The sequence below is a fragment of the Actinokineospora enzanensis DSM 44649 genome (genome assembly GCF_000374445.1).
Lineage (GTDB): Bacteria > Actinomycetota > Actinomycetes > Mycobacteriales > Pseudonocardiaceae > Actinokineospora > Actinokineospora enzanensis.
In genome coordinates this window covers 478,011-496,647 of record NZ_KB894403.1, presented here as the reverse complement: position 1 = coordinate 496,647, position 18,637 = coordinate 478,011, and the positions used below count along the sequence as shown (strand labels likewise).

The 18,637-nt window shown below is 72.1% G+C and carries 19 protein-coding genes; 10 read left to right on the top strand and 9 right to left on the bottom strand.

Annotated elements, in window-relative coordinates; all coding sequences use genetic code 11:
- Nucleotide 1 precedes the first annotated feature (1 nt).
- Together C503_RS42920 and C503_RS0102050 are read right to left on the bottom strand one after the other, a co-directional pair.
- Nucleotides 2-487: a PaaI family thioesterase gene (locus C503_RS42920; protein WP_018680532.1), complete on the bottom strand. Its 486-nt coding sequence runs from the start codon at nucleotides 485-487 to the stop codon at nucleotides 2-4.
- A complete protein-coding gene (locus tag C503_RS0102050) occupies nucleotides 484-2,058 on the bottom strand; it encodes a (2,3-dihydroxybenzoyl)adenylate synthase (RefSeq protein WP_018680531.1) in 1,575 nt (524 codons plus the stop codon). Before C503_RS0102050 ends, C503_RS42920 begins: the two co-directional genes overlap by 4 nt.
- Nucleotides 2,059-2,195: 137 nt before the next feature.
- On the opposite strand from C503_RS0102050, the gene C503_RS0102045 reads away from it, so the two are divergent.
- A complete protein-coding gene (locus tag C503_RS0102045) occupies nucleotides 2,196-3,449 on the top strand; it encodes an acyl-CoA dehydrogenase family protein (protein ID WP_018680530.1) in 1,254 nt (417 codons plus the stop codon).
- 33 nt (nucleotides 3,450-3,482) lie between these two features.
- Here C503_RS0102045 and C503_RS42915 read toward each other — a convergent pair whose 3' ends face one another.
- Nucleotides 3,483-4,127, bottom strand: coding sequence for a GNAT family N-acetyltransferase (locus C503_RS42915; RefSeq protein ID WP_018680529.1), 645 nt, complete (start codon nucleotides 4,125-4,127; stop codon nucleotides 3,483-3,485).
- A 151-nt stretch (nucleotides 4,128-4,278) separates the two neighbouring features.
- On the opposite strand from C503_RS42915, the gene C503_RS0102035 reads away from it, so the two are divergent.
- Nucleotides 4,279-4,548 (top strand): acyl carrier protein, encoded by a 270-nt coding sequence (locus tag C503_RS0102035; RefSeq protein ID WP_018680528.1) that lies wholly within the window; start codon nucleotides 4,279-4,281, stop codon nucleotides 4,546-4,548.
- A gap of 33 nt (nucleotides 4,549-4,581) precedes the next feature.
- Entirely contained in the window at nucleotides 4,582-6,270 is a 1,689-nt protein-coding gene (locus C503_RS0102030) for a carbamoyltransferase C-terminal domain-containing protein (RefSeq protein ID WP_018680527.1), read from the top strand.
- A gap of 983 nt (nucleotides 6,271-7,253) precedes the next feature.
- Here the strand turns inward: C503_RS0102030 and C503_RS37435 are convergent.
- From C503_RS37435 to C503_RS0102010, 3 genes are read right to left on the bottom strand one after another with little or no spacing between them, the layout of a single operon-like run.
- A complete protein-coding gene (locus C503_RS37435) occupies nucleotides 7,254-8,312 on the bottom strand; it encodes a phosphotransferase family protein (RefSeq protein WP_018680525.1) in 1,059 nt (352 codons plus the stop codon).
- On the bottom strand, nucleotides 8,309-8,959 hold the full coding sequence (locus C503_RS0102015) for a 4'-phosphopantetheinyl transferase family protein (protein WP_018680524.1): 651 nt from the start codon (nucleotides 8,957-8,959) through the stop codon (nucleotides 8,309-8,311). The genes C503_RS37435 and C503_RS0102015 overlap by 4 nt, the downstream gene beginning before the upstream one ends.
- Nucleotides 8,960-8,962: 3 nt before the next feature.
- Nucleotides 8,963-9,223 carry a hypothetical protein gene (locus C503_RS0102010; RefSeq protein ID WP_018680523.1) on the bottom strand — a complete coding sequence of 87 codons (261 nt, stop codon included), beginning with the start codon at nucleotides 9,221-9,223 and terminating at the stop codon, nucleotides 8,963-8,965.
- Nucleotides 9,224-9,348: 125 nt separating this feature from the next.
- Here C503_RS0102010 and C503_RS0102005 point away from each other — a divergent pair, with 125 nt between their 5' ends.
- The 7 genes from C503_RS0102005 (at nucleotide 9,349) to C503_RS0101975 (ending at nucleotide 15,535) form a co-directional block, all read left to right on the top strand.
- The gene (locus tag C503_RS0102005; RefSeq protein WP_018680522.1) at nucleotides 9,349-10,497 is read left to right on the top strand and encodes an acyl-CoA dehydrogenase family protein; all 1,149 of its coding nucleotides are present in this window, start codon (nucleotides 9,349-9,351) and stop codon (nucleotides 10,495-10,497) included.
- A 15-nt stretch (nucleotides 10,498-10,512) separates the two neighbouring features.
- Complete coding sequence (locus C503_RS37430) at nucleotides 10,513-11,442, top strand: acyl-CoA dehydrogenase family protein (protein ID WP_018680521.1); 930 nt, start codon at nucleotides 10,513-10,515, stop codon at nucleotides 11,440-11,442.
- Nucleotides 11,439-12,038, top strand: coding sequence for an NADPH-dependent FMN reductase (locus C503_RS0101995; protein ID WP_018680520.1), 600 nt, complete (start codon nucleotides 11,439-11,441; stop codon nucleotides 12,036-12,038). The genes C503_RS37430 and C503_RS0101995 overlap by 4 nt, the downstream gene beginning before the upstream one ends.
- Before the next feature lie 228 nt (nucleotides 12,039-12,266).
- Entirely contained in the window at nucleotides 12,267-12,686 is a 420-nt protein-coding gene (locus tag C503_RS0101990) for a YciI family protein (RefSeq protein ID WP_018680519.1), read from the top strand.
- The gene (locus tag C503_RS0101985; RefSeq protein WP_018680518.1) at nucleotides 12,687-13,928 is read left to right on the top strand and encodes an RNA polymerase sigma factor; all 1,242 of its coding nucleotides are present in this window, start codon (nucleotides 12,687-12,689) and stop codon (nucleotides 13,926-13,928) included. It abuts the gene before it with no gap.
- Between the two features lie 82 nt (nucleotides 13,929-14,010).
- Complete coding sequence (locus C503_RS0101980; protein WP_018680517.1) at nucleotides 14,011-14,583, top strand: RNA polymerase sigma factor; 573 nt, start codon at nucleotides 14,011-14,013, stop codon at nucleotides 14,581-14,583.
- Nucleotides 14,576-15,535, top strand: coding sequence for a CU044_5270 family protein (locus tag C503_RS0101975; RefSeq protein WP_018680516.1), 960 nt, complete (start codon nucleotides 14,576-14,578; stop codon nucleotides 15,533-15,535). Before C503_RS0101980 ends, C503_RS0101975 begins: the two co-directional genes overlap by 8 nt.
- Before the next feature lie 56 nt (nucleotides 15,536-15,591).
- On the opposite strand, the gene C503_RS0101970 is transcribed toward C503_RS0101975, so the two are convergent.
- The 3 genes from C503_RS0101970 to C503_RS0101960 form a co-directional block, all read right to left on the bottom strand.
- Nucleotides 15,592-16,563: a LysR family transcriptional regulator gene (locus C503_RS0101970; RefSeq protein WP_018680515.1), complete on the bottom strand. Its 972-nt coding sequence runs from the start codon at nucleotides 16,561-16,563 to the stop codon at nucleotides 15,592-15,594.
- Nucleotides 16,564-16,766: 203 nt separating this feature from the next.
- Nucleotides 16,767-17,777 carry an aldo/keto reductase gene (locus tag C503_RS0101965; RefSeq protein WP_018680514.1) on the bottom strand — a complete coding sequence of 337 codons (1,011 nt, stop codon included), beginning with the start codon at nucleotides 17,775-17,777 and terminating at the stop codon, nucleotides 16,767-16,769.
- Nucleotides 17,778-17,780: 3 nt separating this feature from the next.
- Nucleotides 17,781-18,617 (bottom strand): SDR family oxidoreductase, encoded by an 837-nt coding sequence (locus C503_RS0101960; RefSeq protein ID WP_018680513.1) that lies wholly within the window; start codon nucleotides 18,615-18,617, stop codon nucleotides 17,781-17,783.
- Nucleotides 18,618-18,637 lie beyond the last annotated feature (20 nt).

The window sequence follows — 18,637 nt, the reverse complement described above, 5'->3', positions numbered from 1 at the left end:
GTTATGTGGCTGCCGGGGACTGGTTCCTGGCCACCCGCGCGCGTAGGCGGTTGGAGACGTTGTCGGAGAGGGTTCGGAAGGTGGCCGTGGTGGTGACGCAGGGGTCTTCCGATGGGTTGCGGAGCGTGGCCTCGGCGTGTCGTAGGTTGGGCTCGCTGCCGGTGACGCGGGCCTCGACCCGGTAGGTGGTGCCGATCCGCAACGGTCGGTGGAACTCGCTGTTCATGGCGATGGTGATGGCGAAGCCTCTCGTGGTCGCGACGACAGCCCATGCCATGGACTCGTTCAGCACGGCGAGGCTCAGGCCGCCGTGGACGTAGGTCGGGGCGCCCGAGTGTTCGATCCCGAACGTCATCTCCGCCGTGACCAGCTCTGCCTCATCGTCATACGTGAACGGGATCCGGAGGCCGTGTTCGTTGGACGCGCTGCACACGAAGCAGTCGGTCTCCAGCATGGTGGCTCGTTGGTCCAGGCGGTGCAGGGTCATCGAGTCGACTCCGTGGTGAGGGTGGCGCGGAGGGTGCGTTTGTCGATCTTGCCGGTGGCGGTGAGGGCCAGCGTGTCCACGATGCGCAGGTGGTCGGGGAGTTTGTAGGTGGCCACGCCGCGTGCGGTCAGGTAGGTGCGGAGGGCGGCCAGGGTCGGGGTGCTGCCGGGCTCGGGGACGATGGCGGCGCAGATCTTCTCGCCGAGGGAGGAGTCCGGGAGGCCGATGACGGCGGCCGTGCGGATGTCCGGGTGGGTTTCGATGTGGCCTTCGAGTTCCGCCGGGCCGATCTTCTCGCCGCCCCGGTTGATGACGTCCTTGACGCGGCCGGTGACCACCAGGTTGCCGTGCGGGTCCAACCGCACCAGGTCGCCGGTGCGGAGGTAGCCGTCGGGGGTGAAGGCGGATTCGTTGTAGGTGGGGGAGTCGTAGTAGCCGCGTAGCGTGCAGGGGCCGCTGACCAGGAACTCGCCGGGGGAGCCCGGGGGGACCTCGTCGCCGTTCTCGTCGATGATCCGGTAGTCGTCGGTGGGGATCAGGGGGCGGCCCTGGGTGGTGGCCGCCAGTTCGGGCGGGTCGTCGAGGCGGGTGTGCCAGTGGACGCCCTCGGCCATGCCGAACCAGTGACTCAGGCGGATGCCCGCGTCCTGGGCGCGGCGGGCCGCTTCCGGTTGCAGTACCGCGCCGCCTACCTCGACCACCAGGCCGGTCAGGTCGACGCCGAGCAGGGGAGCGACCTCGGTCCACGCGGACAGCAGTGGGGGCATGAGGGTGGTGATGGTGACGCCCTCCTCCGTCAACAAGGGGAAGACCTCGTCGGGGCTGGGCGTGCGGGCCAGGACGACCTTGCCGCCCGCGCGGAGGGTGCCCAGGACGCCGGGGCAGCCGAGCGCGGCGTTGTGGGCGGCGGGGAGGGCGGCCAGGTAGACCGAGTGCTCGTCGACGCCCATCGACGCTGCCGCCGAGCGGAGTTGGAGGGCGTAGTCGTCGTGGGTGCGGGGGATGAGTTTGGGGAGGCCGGTGGTGCCGCCGGAGAGCAGGAAGAACGCCACGCCGCCGGGGTCCGGGGGCGGCAGTGGCCTCGGGGCGGCGGTGATGTCGGCGAGGGACAGGTGCGGGCCGGGGTCACCGTCGATGACTGTCCAGTGTGGACCGGCGAGGGACAGGGCCCGGCAGTCGAAGGGGCCGATGCGGTCGGGGGCGATGTAGGCGACGGCGCCGGTGGCCTCGGCCAGGTGGGTGATCTCGGCGCTGCGATGGGCGGGCAGCGCGTAGACCGGGGGTGCGCCGAGGCGGAACAGGGCGACGCTCACATACACCAGGGCCGCGCTGTTCGGCAACTGCACCAGGACGCGGTCGCCGGGGCGGATCCCGAGGTCCGCCAGGCCCGCCGCGAGCCGGTCGGCGCGGGCGTCGAGCTCGGCGTAGGTCCAGCGGTGGGGGCCGTCGACCAGGGCGACGCGGTCGCCATGGCGGCGGAGCAGGTCGCCGAGGCGCTCGCCGGTCCAGAGGCCTTGTTCGCGGTATCGCTCGGCCAGTTCCGGCGGCCAGGGCACGCACCCGTCGAGCACCGGGGGCTCCTCGTCTGTCGAGTTCGGACGGAAGGCGGCGGGTGATTGCCGTGCGGGTGCCGCCGTTCCTATCCTGCGAGCCCAGGTGCGACTGAGTAAACGCCGCAGTTGCACGCCACTCGGCTGGGAGGAGCCCGGTGACCAGGGAACTGCAGGCGCGGACGGCGGCCGGGGCGCGGATGGTGAAGCTGGCCGAGGAGCACGCGGCCGACTTCGCCGGTCGGGCCGACATGCACGACCGGGAGGGCACGTTCGTCCGGGAGAACTTCGACGCCATGCGGGAGTCCGGGTTCCTCGGGGCGACGGCGCCGGAGGAGACCGGGGGCATGGGCGTCGACACCGTGCGGGACCTCGTGGTGGCCGTCGACCGGCTGGCCAGGGGCTGCCCGTCGACGGCGATCGCGGCGAACATGCACCTGGGGTTCGGGCTGTCGATGGCCCGCACCTGGCGGCACACCGGCGGGTCGGACAACCGGCAGCTGACCATGCTGCTGCGGCTGCTGGGCCGGGGCCGGATCGTCATGTCGCACGCGGGCACCGAGCCCGGCGGCGGCGCCCTGTCCTTCCCGTCCACCGAGGCCCGACCGGTGGACGGCGGCTACCTGGTGAACGGCCACAAGATCTTCGCCACCAACTCCGAGATCGCCGACCTGGTCGTGGTCTTCACCCGGGTCCCGCGCCCCGAGGGCGGGTACGCGGCGGGCACGGCGATGGTCCGGCGGGACACCCCGGGCATGACCGTCGAGCACACCTGGGACGCGCTGGGCATGCGCGGCTCCGGCAGCCACGACGTGCGGTTCGCCGACTGCCTGGTGCCCGCCGAGATGATGGTGGTCGGCCGCCCGTTCGGGGATCTCGCCACCGAGTGGGGTGGGCTGCTCGCGGTGAACTTCCCGCTGGTCGCGGCCTATGTCGGCATCGCGGAGAAGGCGCTGGAGCTGACCGTGGCGGCGGCGGGGAAGAAGCGCCACCAGCCGTTCGGGACGTTGCTGGCCGACCGTTCGCCGGTGCAGCTGGCGGTGGCCGACATGCGGGTGCGGCTGGCGGCCGCCCGGTCGACGCTGGCGAGCGCGGCGGAGGCGATCGACGAGTTCCTCACCCGGCCCGACGGCGAGCACGAGATGGCCGAGGTGCACGCGGCGGTGCAGGACTTCCAGCTGGCGAAGCTGGTGGTGAACCAGGCGGCCTGCGCGATCGTGGACACCGCCATGTCGGTCACCGGCGGACAGGCCTACCGGACCGGGCACATCCTGGGCAGGCTCTACCGGGACGTGCGGGCGGGCGGGTTCATGCAGCCGTACTCGCCGCTGGAGGCCATGGAGTACATCGGGCGCGTCACGCTCGGGCTCGACCCGTGGGCCGAGCTGCAGGCCGTGCTGCGCGCGGTCTGACCGGGAAAGGGCGGGCCGGTCGGCCCGCCCTTCTCAACCCTGCGGGATCTCGATCGGCGCGCCCTTGCCACCGCGTACCAGGAACCACAGCGGGATGCCGATCACCTCCTCGGTCTTGACCAGCTCCCAGCCCAGCGCCCGGTAGAAGCGCACGTTGGCCTCGGTGTCGGTCTCGCCCCAGGACGGGCTGCCGTCCTCGTCCATGATGTCCAGCAGCGCCTGCATCAGCGTCTCGCCGATGCGCCTGCCCTGGAACCGGGGCTCGACCGCGACCGGGCCGACGTGCCAGTGCGGGGTGGCCAGGTCGTGCACCGCGTACTTGGCGCGCACGTACTGCGCCCGGCCCGGGTGCCCGATCGGCGGGGCCTCGCCCGCGGCCAGGTCGTCCGCGTCGGCGCCGAGCGCGTCGCCGATGCAGCCGCCGGGCGGGACCGCGGCGCCCACGCCCACCAGGCAACCCCGGTAGAAGGCGCCCAGCTGCGGGGGAGCGGGGTGGTGGAAGAAGGCCGTCCAGATGGACAGCATGCCCACCAGCCGGTCCAGCGGCTCGTCGCCGAACATGGCGATGGTGGTCGGGTTGTCGCGCATGGCGCGCGCGGTGAGCCCCGCGGCCATGCGCCGTTCGTCCTTGCGCAGCTCGCGGATCCGGAGCGTCGGGGGAGAGACGGTGGAGGTCACCCGGGCACGGTAGCAACGGCCGGAGCGCGCGCGAACCGCCTGCGGGGTAACGGAAACGCTTGTCGTACACACAGGACCGCGCATACCGTCGACCCGCCAGGCAGTCCGACCCGCCCGTGCGTCCGGGCCCCGCGAAGTGGAGACAACCCAGATGACTCTGCCCAACCCGACCGACCAGGCGGAGAAGAGCGAGAACGCCGACCCCGCCGCGGTGGTGCGCGAGATCGTCGTCGGTGTCGCGGGTGTGGAGGTCCGCCCGGACGAGAGCTTCTTCGACCTCGGTCTGGACTCCATCCAGCTGATGCAGATCTGCAACGACATCAACGAGCGCTACGGCGAGGTCATCGACCTGTTCCTGCTGTTCGAGAACCCGACCATCAACGACTGTGTCGCCGTCGTCGCGAGCCGTTCCGCGAGCTGATCGAACCGGGACCGGGGAGAACGGAGCACCGAGTTGTCCACTTCGGACTTGATCTGCGGTCTGAAACTGACCCATGACGGCGGCGTGGCCGTGGTCGCCGACGGCGAGCTGCTGTTCTCCACCGAGGCGGAGAAGCTGGCCAACCGGGATCGGCATGCCCCGATGAACGTCGCGACCGACCTCGCCGCCCGGCTCGCCGACCACGACCTGGCCCCCGCCGACCTGGCCGCGGTCGCGGTGGACGGCTGGGCCCGCGGCGCCGAGGGCGAGACCTGGGTGGAGGTCTTCGACGACGCGGGCACGGCCAACCCGGTCGAGGTCGCGCTCTACCACGACGAACCGGGCGCCACCGGCATGCTCGACGGCGTCACCGGCACCAGCCCGCTGTTCGGCACCGCGAACACCGGCTTCCGCAGCTTCACCCACGCCACCGGCCACGTCTTCGCCTCGTACTGCACCAGCCCGTTCGCCCGCGCGGGCAAGCGCGCGCTGGTGATCGTGTGGGACGGCGGCATGCCGCCGTGCCTGTACGTGTTCGACCCCGGCACCCGCCACCTGGAGTGCCTCGGCCCGGTCGGCCCGATCTCCGGCGCGCTGTTCCCGATCTTCTCCTCGCACTTCGACGCGTTCCGGGTGAACCACTCGGACCGGATGTCCAAGAACGCGGGCCCCGGCCTGGAGGCCCTGCTGCCGATCGCGGGCAAGGCCATGGCCTACGCGGCGCTGGACGAGGTCTCCGAGGACGCCATCGTCGCGATGCGCCACGCCACCGACGCGGTGCGGCTGGTCGACGGCGCGATCCCGGCCTACCTGTGGACCCGCAAGGTCCTGACGGCGACGGACGGTCTGGGGCTGTCCGACCCGACCCTGATCGGCTCGCTCCAGCAGTACCTGTTCCGGGCCCTGCTGGAGGGCATCAAGGACATGTTCGCCCGCCGACCCGACCTGGCGGGCCTGCCGCTGTGCATGTCGGGCGGCTGCGCACTGAACATCAAATGGAACTCGGGCCTGCGCGCCAGCGGCCTGTTCGAGGACGTCTGGGTGCCGCCGTTCCCGAACGACTCGGGCTCGGCGATCGGCAGCGCCACCGCCGAGATGGTCCGGCTGACCGGCAACTCGGCGCTGGAGTGGTCGGTCTTCGCCGGTCCCGACGTGGTGGAGACCGGGCACCCGCCTGCGGGCTGGACGGCCCGCGCCTGCGACATCGACGAACTGGCCAAGCTGCTGGAGGTCCGTGGCGAGCCGGTGGTGGTGGTCAGCGGCCGTGCGGAACTCGGGCCACGTGCGCTGGGACACCGGAGCATCATCGCCCCGGCGGTGTCGGAGGGGATGAAGGACCGCCTCAACGAGATCAAGAACCGGGAGTCGTACCGTCCGGTGGCGCCGATCTGCCTGGAGCACCGGGCGCCGGAGGTGTTCGACCCGGGCACACCGGACCCGTACATGCTGTTCGACCACATGGTCCGTCCGGAGTGGAGGGACAAGGTACCGGCGATCGTCCACCTGGATGGGACGGCCCGGTTGCAGACGGTGGGCCCGGACAACGACCTGATGTTCCGGCTGCTGACCGCGTACGAGCGCAGTACCGGGGTGCCGGTGTTGTGCAATACCAGTGCGAACTTCAAGGGAAGCGGTTTCTTCCCCGACGCGGAGTCCGCCATGCGCTGGGGCTGCACGGCACACGTGTGGTCCAACGGGACGCTCTACTCCAACGAACCCTGACGACAACGGACGACGGCCGTGCCGGTGATCCCGGCACGGCCGTCGTCCGTTGTCAGTGCCCCGAACCTCGGAACCCACCTCGGTGCCGGACTACTCCGGCGAGCCGGGGAAGTAGCGGTTGTGCAGCGAACCGGTGAGCTCGTAGATGCCGGTCCCCACTCGCCCATCGGAAGTCCGTACGGACATGAGCTGCTGCCCACCACCAAGTCGCCCATAGCGAGAAGCGAACTCGCCCGCGCCCGTGATCGCGATTGTGTAGCCAGTGGACAGTCCGAACTCGACAGATCCACCCAGGCCATGGTCGCCCTCCCAATGGAGATCGTGGGCAAGATGCGTCAGCGGGACCGGCGCCCCGTCGGTGGGAGCCCAACAGCCCTCGGTATATGCGCGAGTCCCGTCGGCTCGTTCCCAGCACCAGGCACCGAGCATCCCGTCGGGAAGCTGGATGGCGAGCCACAACCACATCGACGTCCGCCGGTGATCACGAATCCCCCACGAGTGATCACGCTGCCCCCACCAGTTCTCGACCCCCCGCACCTCATCCCCGACCCGATAGGAACCGTTGAACCACCCCGACTGAAACAGATGATCCTGATCCCAGACGGGCCCTCGGTCGTCGGTGACCGTCCCATGCGGAAGCCGATACGGCTCGGTCCGAGCAGTCCACTCCAGATCGAACCCCACCGGCGCTGCCGGATCATCGGCCCGCACCAGGATCCGGCCGGAGTCCGCAAGATCGACTGTCACACCCCCCACGGCCAGCGGCTCACACGCCGGATCCCCAGGCGCCCGAGCCCACCGGGTGAAGCTCAGCTCCCCATCCACCCGAGCCATGACATACGCCTCGACCGACCCCCGGCGAGGCCGGGCGATCACCGTGGCCGCGAGCACATCCCCACCCCCCACCGGATGCGCCACGAAGAACACACTCTCCCGCCAGTGCCGGTGCGGCCGCCCCCCGGCCTCGGCAAGATGCGCGAACATCACACCGCCTCCAACGCCGAGAACGGATCAAGGTCGGCGATATGCGCCGCGTGCCGCTCGGTCATCGTCACGAACATCTCGTCGCTGCGCTCACCGGGCCCGACGAGCATCGCCCCGACCACTGTCATATGCAGCCCGGCCAGCGTGTTCACCCGGTAGTCGGCCCACACCCGGTCGCGGTCGGCCTCGACCCCGCCTGCCAACAGCCCCGCGAGATAGCAGTTGAACAGCTCACCCTCGCACCCCCGCCGAACCTCGGTCGGCAGACTTCCCCCGACCAGGTACGCGGCATCACTGGCCCCCGGCCCGACCGTGACCGTCTGCCAGTCGACCACCGTCACCGAGTCGGCCCCGAACAACAGGTTGTCCGCCCGCAGATCCCCGTGCAGCACGGTGAACGGTCCCCGGTCAGCCCGCCCCCACGCCCGCATCGCCGCCCGACACCGCTCCAACACCGCCACCGCCCCCGCCGAGAGCCGGTCCCCGAAGCGCTCCAGGAACCTGTCCCCGACCAGCCGGTAGATCGCCGCCCGGTTCCGCCCGCCGTCCGCCGAACGAACCGGAAGCCAGGGTTGTCCCTCGATCTCGTCCCGCAGCCGGACCTGGTGCGCCGCGAGCCGGGGCAGCAGATCGGCCACCTCGCCTGCCGCGCAGCCCGCGAGCTGGTCCCCGGGCCGGGCAGGCGCGAGATCGGCGAGCAGGAGTGCGAACTCGCCGGTCCCCGGATCATGCTCGGCCAGATGGCAGGCAGGCACCGGCAGCGGCGTGAGCGGTGCGAGGGTCCGGTAGAAGGAGACCTCGCGCTCGTAGGAACCGCTGGCCTGTCCGGTCGCGCGGCTGCGTTCGTCGGCGGCGGGGAACTTCGCCACGACCGACGCGGGTCCGGAACCGGCCCAGTCCAGGGTTATCCGGACACAGTCGGCGACATTGCCCTCGCCCAACGGCTCTACCGTGAAGTCCCGGACGGATCCCTGCGCGGCACCGGACCGGCGGAGCGCGGCCGTGAGCCAGTCCGGGGTGATCCGGTCGGGCCGGGTGACATGCTCGATGGCGGTCACGATCGCTCCCCTTCGTGCGGCACGGTCAACGCGGTGATCACCAGGCCGCGCTCCACGATGTAGCGGCCGGTCAGCAGGCCGCGGAGGCTCGTCGGGCAGTCGTCGACCAGGATCCTGGCCAGGAACCGGTGCGGCGGCCGGATCTCGACTGTGGCGTCCAGGAACCCGAGGTAGCGGCGGGTGATGGGATACCAGGCCTTGAACAGGGTCTCCTTGGCGGAGAACAGCACCCGGTCCAACGGGTGGATATCCGCGGGCAGCGCAGCCCGCTCGGCCTGCGTGGTCACGCGCTCCAGTACCCGACGGGGCAGGGGATGGGCGGGTTCGGCGTCGATCCCCACGGACCGCACCGCCCGGCTGTTGGCGACGGCGGCGGCCCGGTAGCAGGCGCAGTGCGTCAGGCTGCCCACGACGCCCGCGGGCCAGCCGGGCGACCGGTCGGCGCCCACCGGTATCGGCCCCGGCCGCACACCCAACCCGGCGAGCGCCTCGCGCGCGCAGGCCCGGGTCGTGGCAAACTCCCGGCGCCGGGCGCTGTCGCCGCGGCGCAGGTGACCGTCCTCGCCGGGGAAGACGGTCGCGTCCGGCCGGTCCCCGAACCACTCGACCGCGCGCACGGCCGCGGGCACCAGCTGTGTGATCAGCATGGCCTACGGCAGGCAGCCGCCGTCGACCCAGGAGCGGAACAGGGTGACGTTCTCCGGGGGCCAGGGAGCGTCGCAGGGCATGGAGCCGTTGGCGACGCGTTCGTGGATGGCGTCGGCGTACTCGCGGACGTCGTCCAGGTCGGTGAGGTCCAGCAGGAACGTCATCTCGGCGATGTCCATCTCCCGGAACAGCGGGCGGATGTGCGCCGCGAAGCTCACGGCTGCCGTGGTGTCCGGTGCGGGGGCGGATTCGGGCGCGGCCAACGGGTTCTCCTCGATCGATCCTGGTCGCGGATGCGAGCGACATCGTGGCACCGGCGGCGAGCGCGGCGGAACCCTCGGCGCGCGCGGGTGTTGTCCACAGCGGACCCGGGGCTAGCGTCCGTGCCGTGGACCTACGCGACGGACCGGACGAGGCGAGTTTCCGCACCCGGCTCCGGCACTGGCTGGCCACCGCCGTGCCGGACGAGCCCGACGCCGAGCGCGCCGCGCGACGCTGGCAGGACCGCGAGTTCGTGCGCGGCTACACCACCGCTCTATGGGAGGCCGGGTACGCGGGGCTCGGCTGGCCCAGGGAGTACGGCGGGCAGGATCTCCCGATCGGCTGCCAGGCCGTGTTCCTGGAGGAGACCGCGCGGCGCGGGGCGGCCGAGCACGCCGGGGTGATCGGGGTCGGCATGGTCGGGCCGACGGTCATCGCCTGGGGCACGCCCGAGCAGCGGGCCCGGTTCCTGCCCGGCATCCTGTCCGGGGACACGGTGTTCTGCCAGGGCTTCTCCGAGTCCGAGGCGGGCAGCGACCTCGCCGCCGTGCGCACCCGGGCCATCCCCGACGGCGACGGCTACCGTCTCGACGGCGGCAAGCTCTGGTCCTCCTACGCACCCCTGGCCGACCACTGCCTGGTGCTCGCCCGCACCGACCCGGACGCCACCGGTCACGCCGGGCTCAGCTGCCTGCTGGTGGACCTGGCGTCGCCGGGTGTCGAGGTGCGGCCGTTGCGGCAGATCACCGGCGCGTCCGACTTCGCCGAACTCCGGTTCGACGGCGTGCGGGTACCCGCGGCCGCGGTGGTCGGTCCGCCGGGGGACGGGTGGAAGGTCGCCATGACCACCCTCGCCCACGAGCGCGGCACGTTCGGGTTCACCCTCACCGCCCGCCTGGAGGTCCAGCTGGACCGGCTGATGGGCATGGCCCGCGACTGCGGCGCCGACGACGACCCGCTGGTGCGCGACGAGCTGGTGTCGTTGTGGGTGGAGCTGGCCGGGCTGCGGTGGACCAACCTGCGGTCGCTGACCACGTTGCGCCGCACCGGTTCCCCGGGGCCGGAGACCGGGATCGTCAAGCTCCGGTGGTCGCGGGCCAACCAGCGGCTCGCCCACCTCGCCGTGCGGGTCGCCGACGCGCACGGCGGCCCGTGGCGCGCGTACTGGCGCACCCAACTGTTGCGCAGCCGCGGCAACACGCTCGAAGGCGGCACGTCGGAGATCCTGCGCGACATCGTCGCCCACCGCGTGCTGCGCCTGCCCAAATCCCGCTGACGGGAAGGACAACCGGTGGACTTCGCCCGCACGGCCGAACAGACCGCGATCGCCGACGTCGCCCGACAAGCCCTGGCCGACCTCCCGCCCGAGGCCGGTTGGGCCCGCGCGGTGGAACTCGGCTGGACCGACCCGGACCTGGACACCGTCACCGCGGGCGTCATCGCGGAGGAGTGCGGATACGCGCTGCACCGCGGCCCGTGGGTGACCACCGCGACCGTGGCGGGCCTGGTGCCGCTGACCCGGCCGACGACCCTGGCCCAGACCGGCGACTACTCGTTCGAGCAGATCGGCGACGAGTGGGTGCTGCACGGCCGCGCCACCGCGCCGCCGGACGCCATCCTCTGCGCGGACTGCGTGGTCGACGGGCTGTTCGTGGTCGACCTGTCGCAGACCACGCTCGTGCCGGTCGAGCACGCCTGGGACACCACCCGCGACGCCTACGACGTGGTCTTCGACGGCACCCCGGCGCGCGCGCTGGACGGCGCGTTCGAGATGGACGACCTGGCACTGACCCTGTACGCGTGCGAGGCCGTGGGGTCGGCCCGCCGGGCGGTGGACGTCGCGGTCGAGCACGCGGGGACGCGGGTGCAGTTCGGCAGGCCGATCGGGGTGAACCAGGCCGTGGCGCACCCGTTGGCCGAGGTGTACGCCTCGGTGGAACTGGCCCACTCGCTGGCCTACCGCGCGGCCTGGAGCGTCGGCGAGGGCGAACCGTCCGCACGGGCGGACGCGCTCGCCGCCGCCTGCGCCACCCGCGAGACGGCCGTGGCGGCGTGGGAGACGGCCATCCAGACCCTCGGGGCGGTCGGCTTCACCTGGGAGCACCCCGCCCACCAGTGGTACCGCCGCGCGCTCTGGCACCACGCCCACGGCGGCGACCCCGCCACCCTGCGCGCCGAGCTGTCGGACCTGATCCTCCCGGCCGGAAGGGACGCCTCATGACCACCCCGCACATCGTCTGCCTGGGCGGCTCGCTGCGCCCGGCCTCCACCACGGGCCTCCTGACCACGTGGTGCGCCGCCGAGCTGACCGCGATGGGTGTTCGTACGAGTGTGTTCGAGGGGGACGCGCTGGACCTGCCGCACTACCGTCCACTTCCGACTCTTCGTGGTGCGGCCGCGCAACGGTTGGTGTCGGGGGTGGCCGAGGCGGATGGGGTGTTGTTGGTGTCGCCGACGTATCACGGGACGGTTCCCGGGGTTCTCAAGAACGCACTCGACTATCTGAATGATCTTGCCGGTGCGCCTTCGCCGTTCCTGGACGGCCGTCCGGTGGGGTGTGTGGCGGTGGGGGACGGGGATCAGGGGGCGTACTCGACGCTCGCGACGCTGCGGACCATCGCGCACGCGCTGCGGGGGTGGCCGACGCCGTTGGGGATCACGGCCACGAGTCCGGCGATCCGGTTGGACGCTGCGGGGGTGCCGAGTGATGGGAAGGTGGCGGAGCGGCTGCGGATCATGCTCGACCAGATCGTCACCATGGCCCGCCGCGCGTCCCCGTCCATCCCGGAACCCCTCCGCGACGTCGTCCAGGCCTGACCGTGGGCTCGGTCGACACGGTCGCCGGTGGACTGCGGAGATCACCTTCAGCGCCGGTCCGACCGATCTCGGGATGCTTCTTTCCCGTTCGGACGAAGCGTGACGAATAGGTCACGCAAAGTTGTCCGGGAAAACTTTCGGGCGTGTGTCGATCCCGGATGTCCGCCGTTCGACTCCAGGGTGAGAGGGTCCCAGGGAGGGGCCGGACGAACCAGGGAGACCGACACCATGAAGTACATGCTGATCATGCGGGCCACCGACGAGGCGTTCGCGTCGATGGGTGCCATCGACTTCGACGAGATGCTGGCCACCATCGGCAAGTACAACGACGAGCTGATCCGGGCGGGCGTGCTGGTCGCCGCCGAGGGGCTCGACGACGCGGCCGGTGGGGTCGTGGTGGATTACTCCGCGGAGCCGCCGATCGTGACCGACGGGCCGTACGGGGAGACCAAGGAGCTGTTCAACGGGTTCTACATCCTCAACGTCGCCTCCAAGGAGGAGGCGGTCGAGTGGGCGAAGCGGTCGCCGATCAGCGGGGCCGGGTTCAAGACCGAGATCCGCCGGGTCGCGTCCATCGACGAGTTCCCGCAGGACAACGAGTGGATCATCAAGGAGCGGGCCTGGCGCGAGGCCACCGGGCAGCTCTGAGTGGCCGACCCCACCGGCCGGGAGGCCGTCGCCGCCGTGTGGCGGATCGAGTCGGCGCGGATCGTCGGTGCGCTCGCGCGGTACACCGGCGATCTCGCGTTGGCCGAGGACCTCGCCCAGGAGGCGTTGGCCGAGGCGCTGGTCACCTGGCCGCGGGACGGGCTGCCGCGCAACCCGGCCGGGTGGCTGCTGACGGTCGGCAAGCGGCGGGCGATCGACACCTACCGCAGGCGGTCCGTGCTGGACGAGAAGTACGCGGTCCTCGCCGAGGAGGAGGTCGCGGAGGACGTGCTCTACGACCCGGACCGGGTGGACGACGACGTGCTCGCGCTGATCTTCACCGCGTGCCACCCGGTGCTGGCCCGGGAGTCCCGGGTGGCGCTCACGTTGCGCGTCGTCGGGGGTCTGACCAGCGACGAGATCGCCAAGGCGTGCCTGGTGCCGACGGCGACCGCGCAGGCCCGCATCACCCGGGCGAAGAAGACGCTGGGCGCGGCCAGGGTGCCGTTCGCGGTGCCCACCGCGCAGGAGCGGCACGAGCGGCTCGGGTCCGTGCTCAGCGTGCTGTACGTGATCTTCACCGAGGGGTCGTCGGCCACCTCGGGCACCGACCTGATCCGGTTCGACCTCGCGGGCGAGGCGCAGCGCCTGGCCCGCGTGCTGGCCCGGCTGGTGCCGGACGAACCCGAGGTGCACGGCCTGCTGGCGCTGCTGGAACTGACCGCCGCCCGCTTCCCCGCGCGCACCGGCCCGGACGGCGAACCGGTGCTGCTCGCCGACCAGGAACGCCACCGCTGGGACCGGTCGGCGATCCGCCGTGGCCGCGCGGCCCTCGTCCAGGCAGGCAAGGTGGGCCGCGGCCTCGGCGCGTACGGCCTCCAGGCGGCGATCGCGGAGTGTCACGCCGTCGCCCCATCGGTGGATGACACGGACTGGGACCGGGTCGTGCTGCTCTACGAGGCGCTGGGCAGGCTCGCGCCGTCGCCGGTGGTCGACCTGAACCGGGCGGTCGCGATCTCCATGGCGCAGGGGCCAGCGGCGGCGTTGGCCGTGGTGGACGAGCTGGTGGCGGCGGGCTCGCTGGCGGGCTCGCACCTGTTGCCGAGCGTGCGCGGGGAACTGCTGGTCCGGCTGGGGCGGATCGAGGACGCGCGGGCCGAGCTGACGACCGCGATAGGTCTGTGCGGGAACGACCGGGAGCGCGCGGTACTGGAGCGGAAGGTGGCCGCGCTCGACAGGTGAGGGAAGAGGAAACCGGCCTGCGGCGAAGTACGGGTGTGAGTGTTCGCCGACCGGGGGGATCCCGGATGACAGGGGCAGGTACATGACGGCGGAGACGGGGGAACGGGTCACCGACGCCGAACTGGCCGCCCGGTTCACGCGGGACCCGGAGCTGTTCACCGAGGTGCACGACCGGTACTTCACGGCCGTCTACCGGTACGTCGCCGGGCGACTGGGCGCCGGGGCCGCGGAGGACATCGCGGCGGAGACGTTCCTGGTCGCCTTCGACCGGCGCGGCACGTTCGACCCCGACCGCGGCACGCTGCGGGTCTGGTTGTTCGGCATCGCCACCAACCTGCTCGCCCGACACCGGCGCGCCGAGGCCCGGCACTACCGGGCGCTCGCCCGGGTCGGGCCGCCCGGCGCGGTCGAGAGCCACGAGAGCCGCGTCGTCGCCGCCGTCGCGGCCCGCGGGCTGCGGCCGCGGCTGGCGGCGGCGCTGGCCCGGCTGTCGGTGGGGGAGCGGGACGTGTTGCTGTTGGTCGCCCTGGGCCAGCTCGGCTACGAGGAGGTGGCTGTCGCCCTGGGGATCTCGGCGGGAACGGTCGGCTCCCGGCTCAGCCGCGCCCGCCGGAAGCTCGACGCCATTCTCACCAAGGAGACTCCCGATGACTGACGAGACCGACGAGCTGGTCCGCTCCACGCTCGCGGTGCCCGAGCCGGACCAGGAGGTCATCGACCGCAGCGGGCACCGGCTGCGCAACCGGATCACCAACGGGCCGCCCACCGCACGCGTCCGCGTGGGGTGGCGGATCGCGGGTGCGGGGGTCGCCGCCGGTGCTGCCGCCGCCGTCGTCGTGATCGCGGTCGTGCCCGCGCAGTCGCCGCCGTCCGGCCCACCCGCGGCGTCGGGGTCGGGGAGCACGAGCCTGCCCGCGACCGGTCGGCTCATGCCGACGACTGTGCCGGTGACCGGCCAGGAAACGCCGGTCTCCGGGCCGGCGGTGCTGCTCGCCGCCGCGACCGCGGCAGCCCGGGCGCCCGCCACCTCCGGCAGGTATTGGCATGTCCGCGTCAGCTCGGTCGTGGACCCGCCGTACGACGTGTGGGTCGACAAGGACGGCTTGACGTGGTTCCGGGACGTGAAGACCGAGGGCCGGGTCATGGTGGGCGGCCGGTCCCGGGTGTTCAGGCTGGGCCTGGTCACCCTCGACTACGACCGGCTGCGGGCGCTGCCGACCGAGCCCGCCGCGCTGCGGGCCGTGCTGGTCGACGCGCTGGCCGACAGCGACGCCCGCACCGGCGCTGGCCCGCTGACCGACGCCGACCGAGCCGATGGCCTGTACCTGGCGCTGTCCTCGCTGCTGTCCACCGTCCCCGCCGAACCGGGCACCCGCGCCGCCGCGTTCCGGCTGCTGGCCGAGCTACCCGGCGTGCGGACGCTGGGGCCGGTCCCGGGTGGCCAGGGCCTGTTGCTCCCGGGCGACTACCGGCTGGTGGTGGACCCGGCGACGGGCCGGGTGCACGGCACCTCGTTCATCGTCACCTTCGACGGCGCCGCGACGAGCGCGGGCGAGGGCGACACGTTCAGCGTCACCTGCGAGTGGGTGGACGCCCTGCCCTCCTGACCCGATACCCGCGGACGCCCCGGGGAAACGACCCCGGGGCGTCCACAGTGGACTATTCAGAACGTGGGTGCCAGGTGTCTGCCCTCGTTGGCCCACCACCGACGGAAGTACTCGTTGCGCGCGCCCTGTCGCTGGTAGATGTCGACCAGTTCCGCGCACACCTCCTCGATGTGTTCCCCCACCAGCGTCTCCGGCCGGTACACCACCCGCAGGCACTGCCGCAGCGGGCTGCCGACCAGGCCGCGCAGGCGGACCCGGCCCGGGATCTCCTGACCGGTGACCAGGGCGGGGGCCAGGGCCGCGCGGGTGGCGACGAGCTCGTGGGCGGTGGGGGCGAACAGGACCTCGTGCTGCTGGTCCATCGACACGCCGTGGCGGTGGCACACCCGGCGCAGGTAGATCGGCCATTGGCTCATGCCGGGGGGCTCGTCCACCCACGGGTACTCCGACACCGCCTCCAGCCGGATCGCGTGTTCCTCGGCGAGTGGGTGGTCCGGGGCCAGCATGACCAGCACCGGTTCCTCCGGCACGATGATCTCGCTGTGCACGCCCTCGGCCAGCCGCGCGCCGAAGCCGGGCCACTCGTAGACCACGGCCAGGTCCAGTGAGCCGTTGGCGACCCGGTCGACGCTGGACTGGGGGTCGTTCTCCTCGGTCAGGCGCAGCCCGGGAACCCACTCCAGGCCGTCGAGCCAGCGGCTCAGCTCGATGTGCAGTGGGCCGCCGCAGCCGCCCACCCGCACCGGGGGCGCGCCCGCCAGCTGGGCCTGGGACTCGGCCCGGCGGCGGATGCCCTGCAGCCCGCGCAGCACGGCGCGGGCCTCGGCGAGCACGTTGTGCCCGAACGGGGTGGGGCTGGATCCCCGTTCGGCGCGGAAGAACAGCTGGCCACCCAGGGTGTTCTCGATTCTCTGCAGCTGACCGGTGAGTCCGGGTTGGGACAGCCCGAGCACCTTCGAGGCGCGGTTGAGGCTCCCGGACTCGGCGATGGCCACGATCACGCGCAGATGGCGGATCTCGACCTCCATGGTGTTGTCTCCGTCCGCAGGGCTGGGGCGCCTCGCTTTCCTCGTCGGCCGGCACGACGCGCCCGATCGGGAACGGCGGCCGCCTCGGGACACCGGCACCCGGGCGCGCCGGGTGCCGGAAGACGGATTCGCCGTTCACAGTAAGAGAAAGCGGTCGGTCGGACCGCCCAGCCATTATAGGGGCGGTTTGTTGCCACCGGGGACTACAACGTTGCCGGATCTATTGCCCGATATTGCGGTGGTGTGAATGTCAGCCTTGGGTCGGTTTGTACGAAAGTTCCCAATAGCTGGTCCACCTGTCCTAGGACATCCAGCTCAAGCGTCACGCCCACCGCGCCCACGTTCTCCCTGATCTGTTCCGGCCGGGACGCGCCGGTAATCACGGTGGCCACCAGCGGGTTTTGCAGCACCCACGCCAAAGCCAGCTGGGCCATGGTCAGCCCGCAGTGCCCGGCGACCCCGCACAGCGGCTCGATCCGGCCGAGCAGGTCCTCGTGCAGCAACGGCCAGATGAGCGCGCGGGCCAGGTCGCCGCCGGTGGCGACCCGGGAATCCGCTGGGAAATTCCCACCGTTATAACGGCCCGCGAGCACGCCCTGGGCGAGCGAGACGACGGCCAGCTGGCCGATGCCCAGCCGCTCGCAGACCGGGATCACCTGGGACTCCGGTACCCGCCAGAGCATCGAGTACTGCGGCTGGTTGCCCACCAGCGGCACCCGGTGCCGTTCGGCCAGTGCGGCGGCCTGCTGGATCTGCTCCGCGGTCCACTCCGAGGTGGCCACGTAATGCACCTTTCCCTGCCGCACCATGTCGGACAGGGCGATGAAGGTCTCCTCCAGCGGGGTCTGGTAGTCGTAGCGCAGCAGGTGGTAGAGGTCGATGTGGTCGGTCTGCAGCCTGCGCAGGGACCCGTGCAGCGAGGCGAAGAGGTTCTTGCGGCTCAGGCCGCCCTGGTGCGGGGCGTCGTCCTCCGGCCAGAACACGCCGGTGCTGAGCACGACCGCGTCCCGCGGGACGCCGTTGAGGCCGCGCGCCAGGGACTCCTCCGCACCGCCCCTGCCCCATGCCGCCGCGGTGTTGAACAGCGTGATGCCCTCGTCGATCGCGGTCCGCACGCAGGCTTCCGCCGCGGCGCCGCTCTCGAAGGTCACCCAGTTGCCGAAGCCGATCTCGCTGACCATCAGACCGGAGTTGCCCAGGTGCCGGTATCGCACGGCTCATCCCCTCCCGGTCGTGATACCGGACGTGTCCGCGGCGGGCTGCCGGGTGGGCAGGGTGGCGATGGTCTCGCGCAGCCACTCGTCCGGGTCGGCCGCCTTGCGCGCGTAGCTCTCGCCCGCGCTGGCGTGCGGCAGGATCAGCAGTTTCTCCTGGCGCATCGCGGTGATCACCACGTCGGCGACCTCCTCCGGCTCCATCAGCGGGCCCATTGCCACGACCGCGGCCGCGGCCGGGTGGTTGGCGCGCACACCGTCCTCCAGGAACGGGGTGCGCACGCCGAGCGGGCACAGCGCGCTGACCCGGATGCCGCGGCTGCGGTAGGTCACCGCGAGCCATTCGGCCAGTGCCACCGCGGCGCGCTTGGTCACCGAGTAGGGCGCGTCGCCGGGCAGGCTGAGCAGGCCCGCGCTGGAGGCGGTGATCAGCAGATAGCCCTCGCGGGCGGCGAGCATGGTGGGCAGCGCGGCCTGCGCGGCGTAGACGTGCTGCAGGACGTTGAGCCCGAACGACTTCTGCCACTGCTCGTCGGAGGCGTGCACACCGGTGCCGACGGCCAGGCCCGCGTTGGAGCAGAACACGTCCAGGCCGCCGTACAGCTCGTTGGCGAGCGCGACCAGCGCCCGCAGGTCGGTCTTGCTGGCCGCGTCCGCGGCCCTGGCCACCGCGCGGCCGCCCGCGGCGTTGATCGACGCGGCCACCTCGGCGGCGGACCGGCCGTCGAGGTCGGAGACCACGATTCCGCGCGCCCCCTCGGCGGCGAACCGTCTGGCCATCGCCGCGCCCATGCCGTGGCCCGCCCCGGTGAGCACGGCCACGCGACCGGTGAGCTCCATGAGTTCTCCCTGCGTACCTG

Bases quoted from the DNA above. Each gene is read 5' to 3' on its own strand.
- C503_RS42920 (WP_018680532.1), bottom strand. From the start codon at position 487: ATGACCCTGCACCGCCTGGACCAACGAGCCACCATGCTGGAGACCGAC.
- C503_RS0101970 (WP_018680515.1), bottom strand. From the start codon at position 16,563: ATGGAGGTCGAGATCCGCCATCTGCGCGTGATCGTGGCCATCGCCGAG.
- C503_RS0102035 (WP_018680528.1), top strand. From the start codon at position 4,279: ATGACTCTGCCCAACCCGACCGACCAGGCGGAGAAGAGCGAGAACGCC.
- C503_RS0101995 (WP_018680520.1), top strand. From the start codon at position 11,439: ATGACCACCCCGCACATCGTCTGCCTGGGCGGCTCGCTGCGCCCGGCC.
- C503_RS0101990 (WP_018680519.1), top strand. From the start codon at position 12,267: ATGAAGTACATGCTGATCATGCGGGCCACCGACGAGGCGTTCGCGTCG.
- C503_RS0101960 (WP_018680513.1), bottom strand. From the start codon at position 18,617: ATGGAGCTCACCGGTCGCGTGGCCGTGCTCACCGGGGCGGGCCACGGC.
- C503_RS0102015 (WP_018680524.1), bottom strand. From the start codon at position 8,959: ATGCTGATCACACAGCTGGTGCCCGCGGCCGTGCGCGCGGTCGAGTGG.
- C503_RS0101980 (WP_018680517.1), top strand. From the start codon at position 14,011: ATGACGGCGGAGACGGGGGAACGGGTCACCGACGCCGAACTGGCCGCC.
- C503_RS0101975 (WP_018680516.1), top strand. From the start codon at position 14,576: ATGACTGACGAGACCGACGAGCTGGTCCGCTCCACGCTCGCGGTGCCC.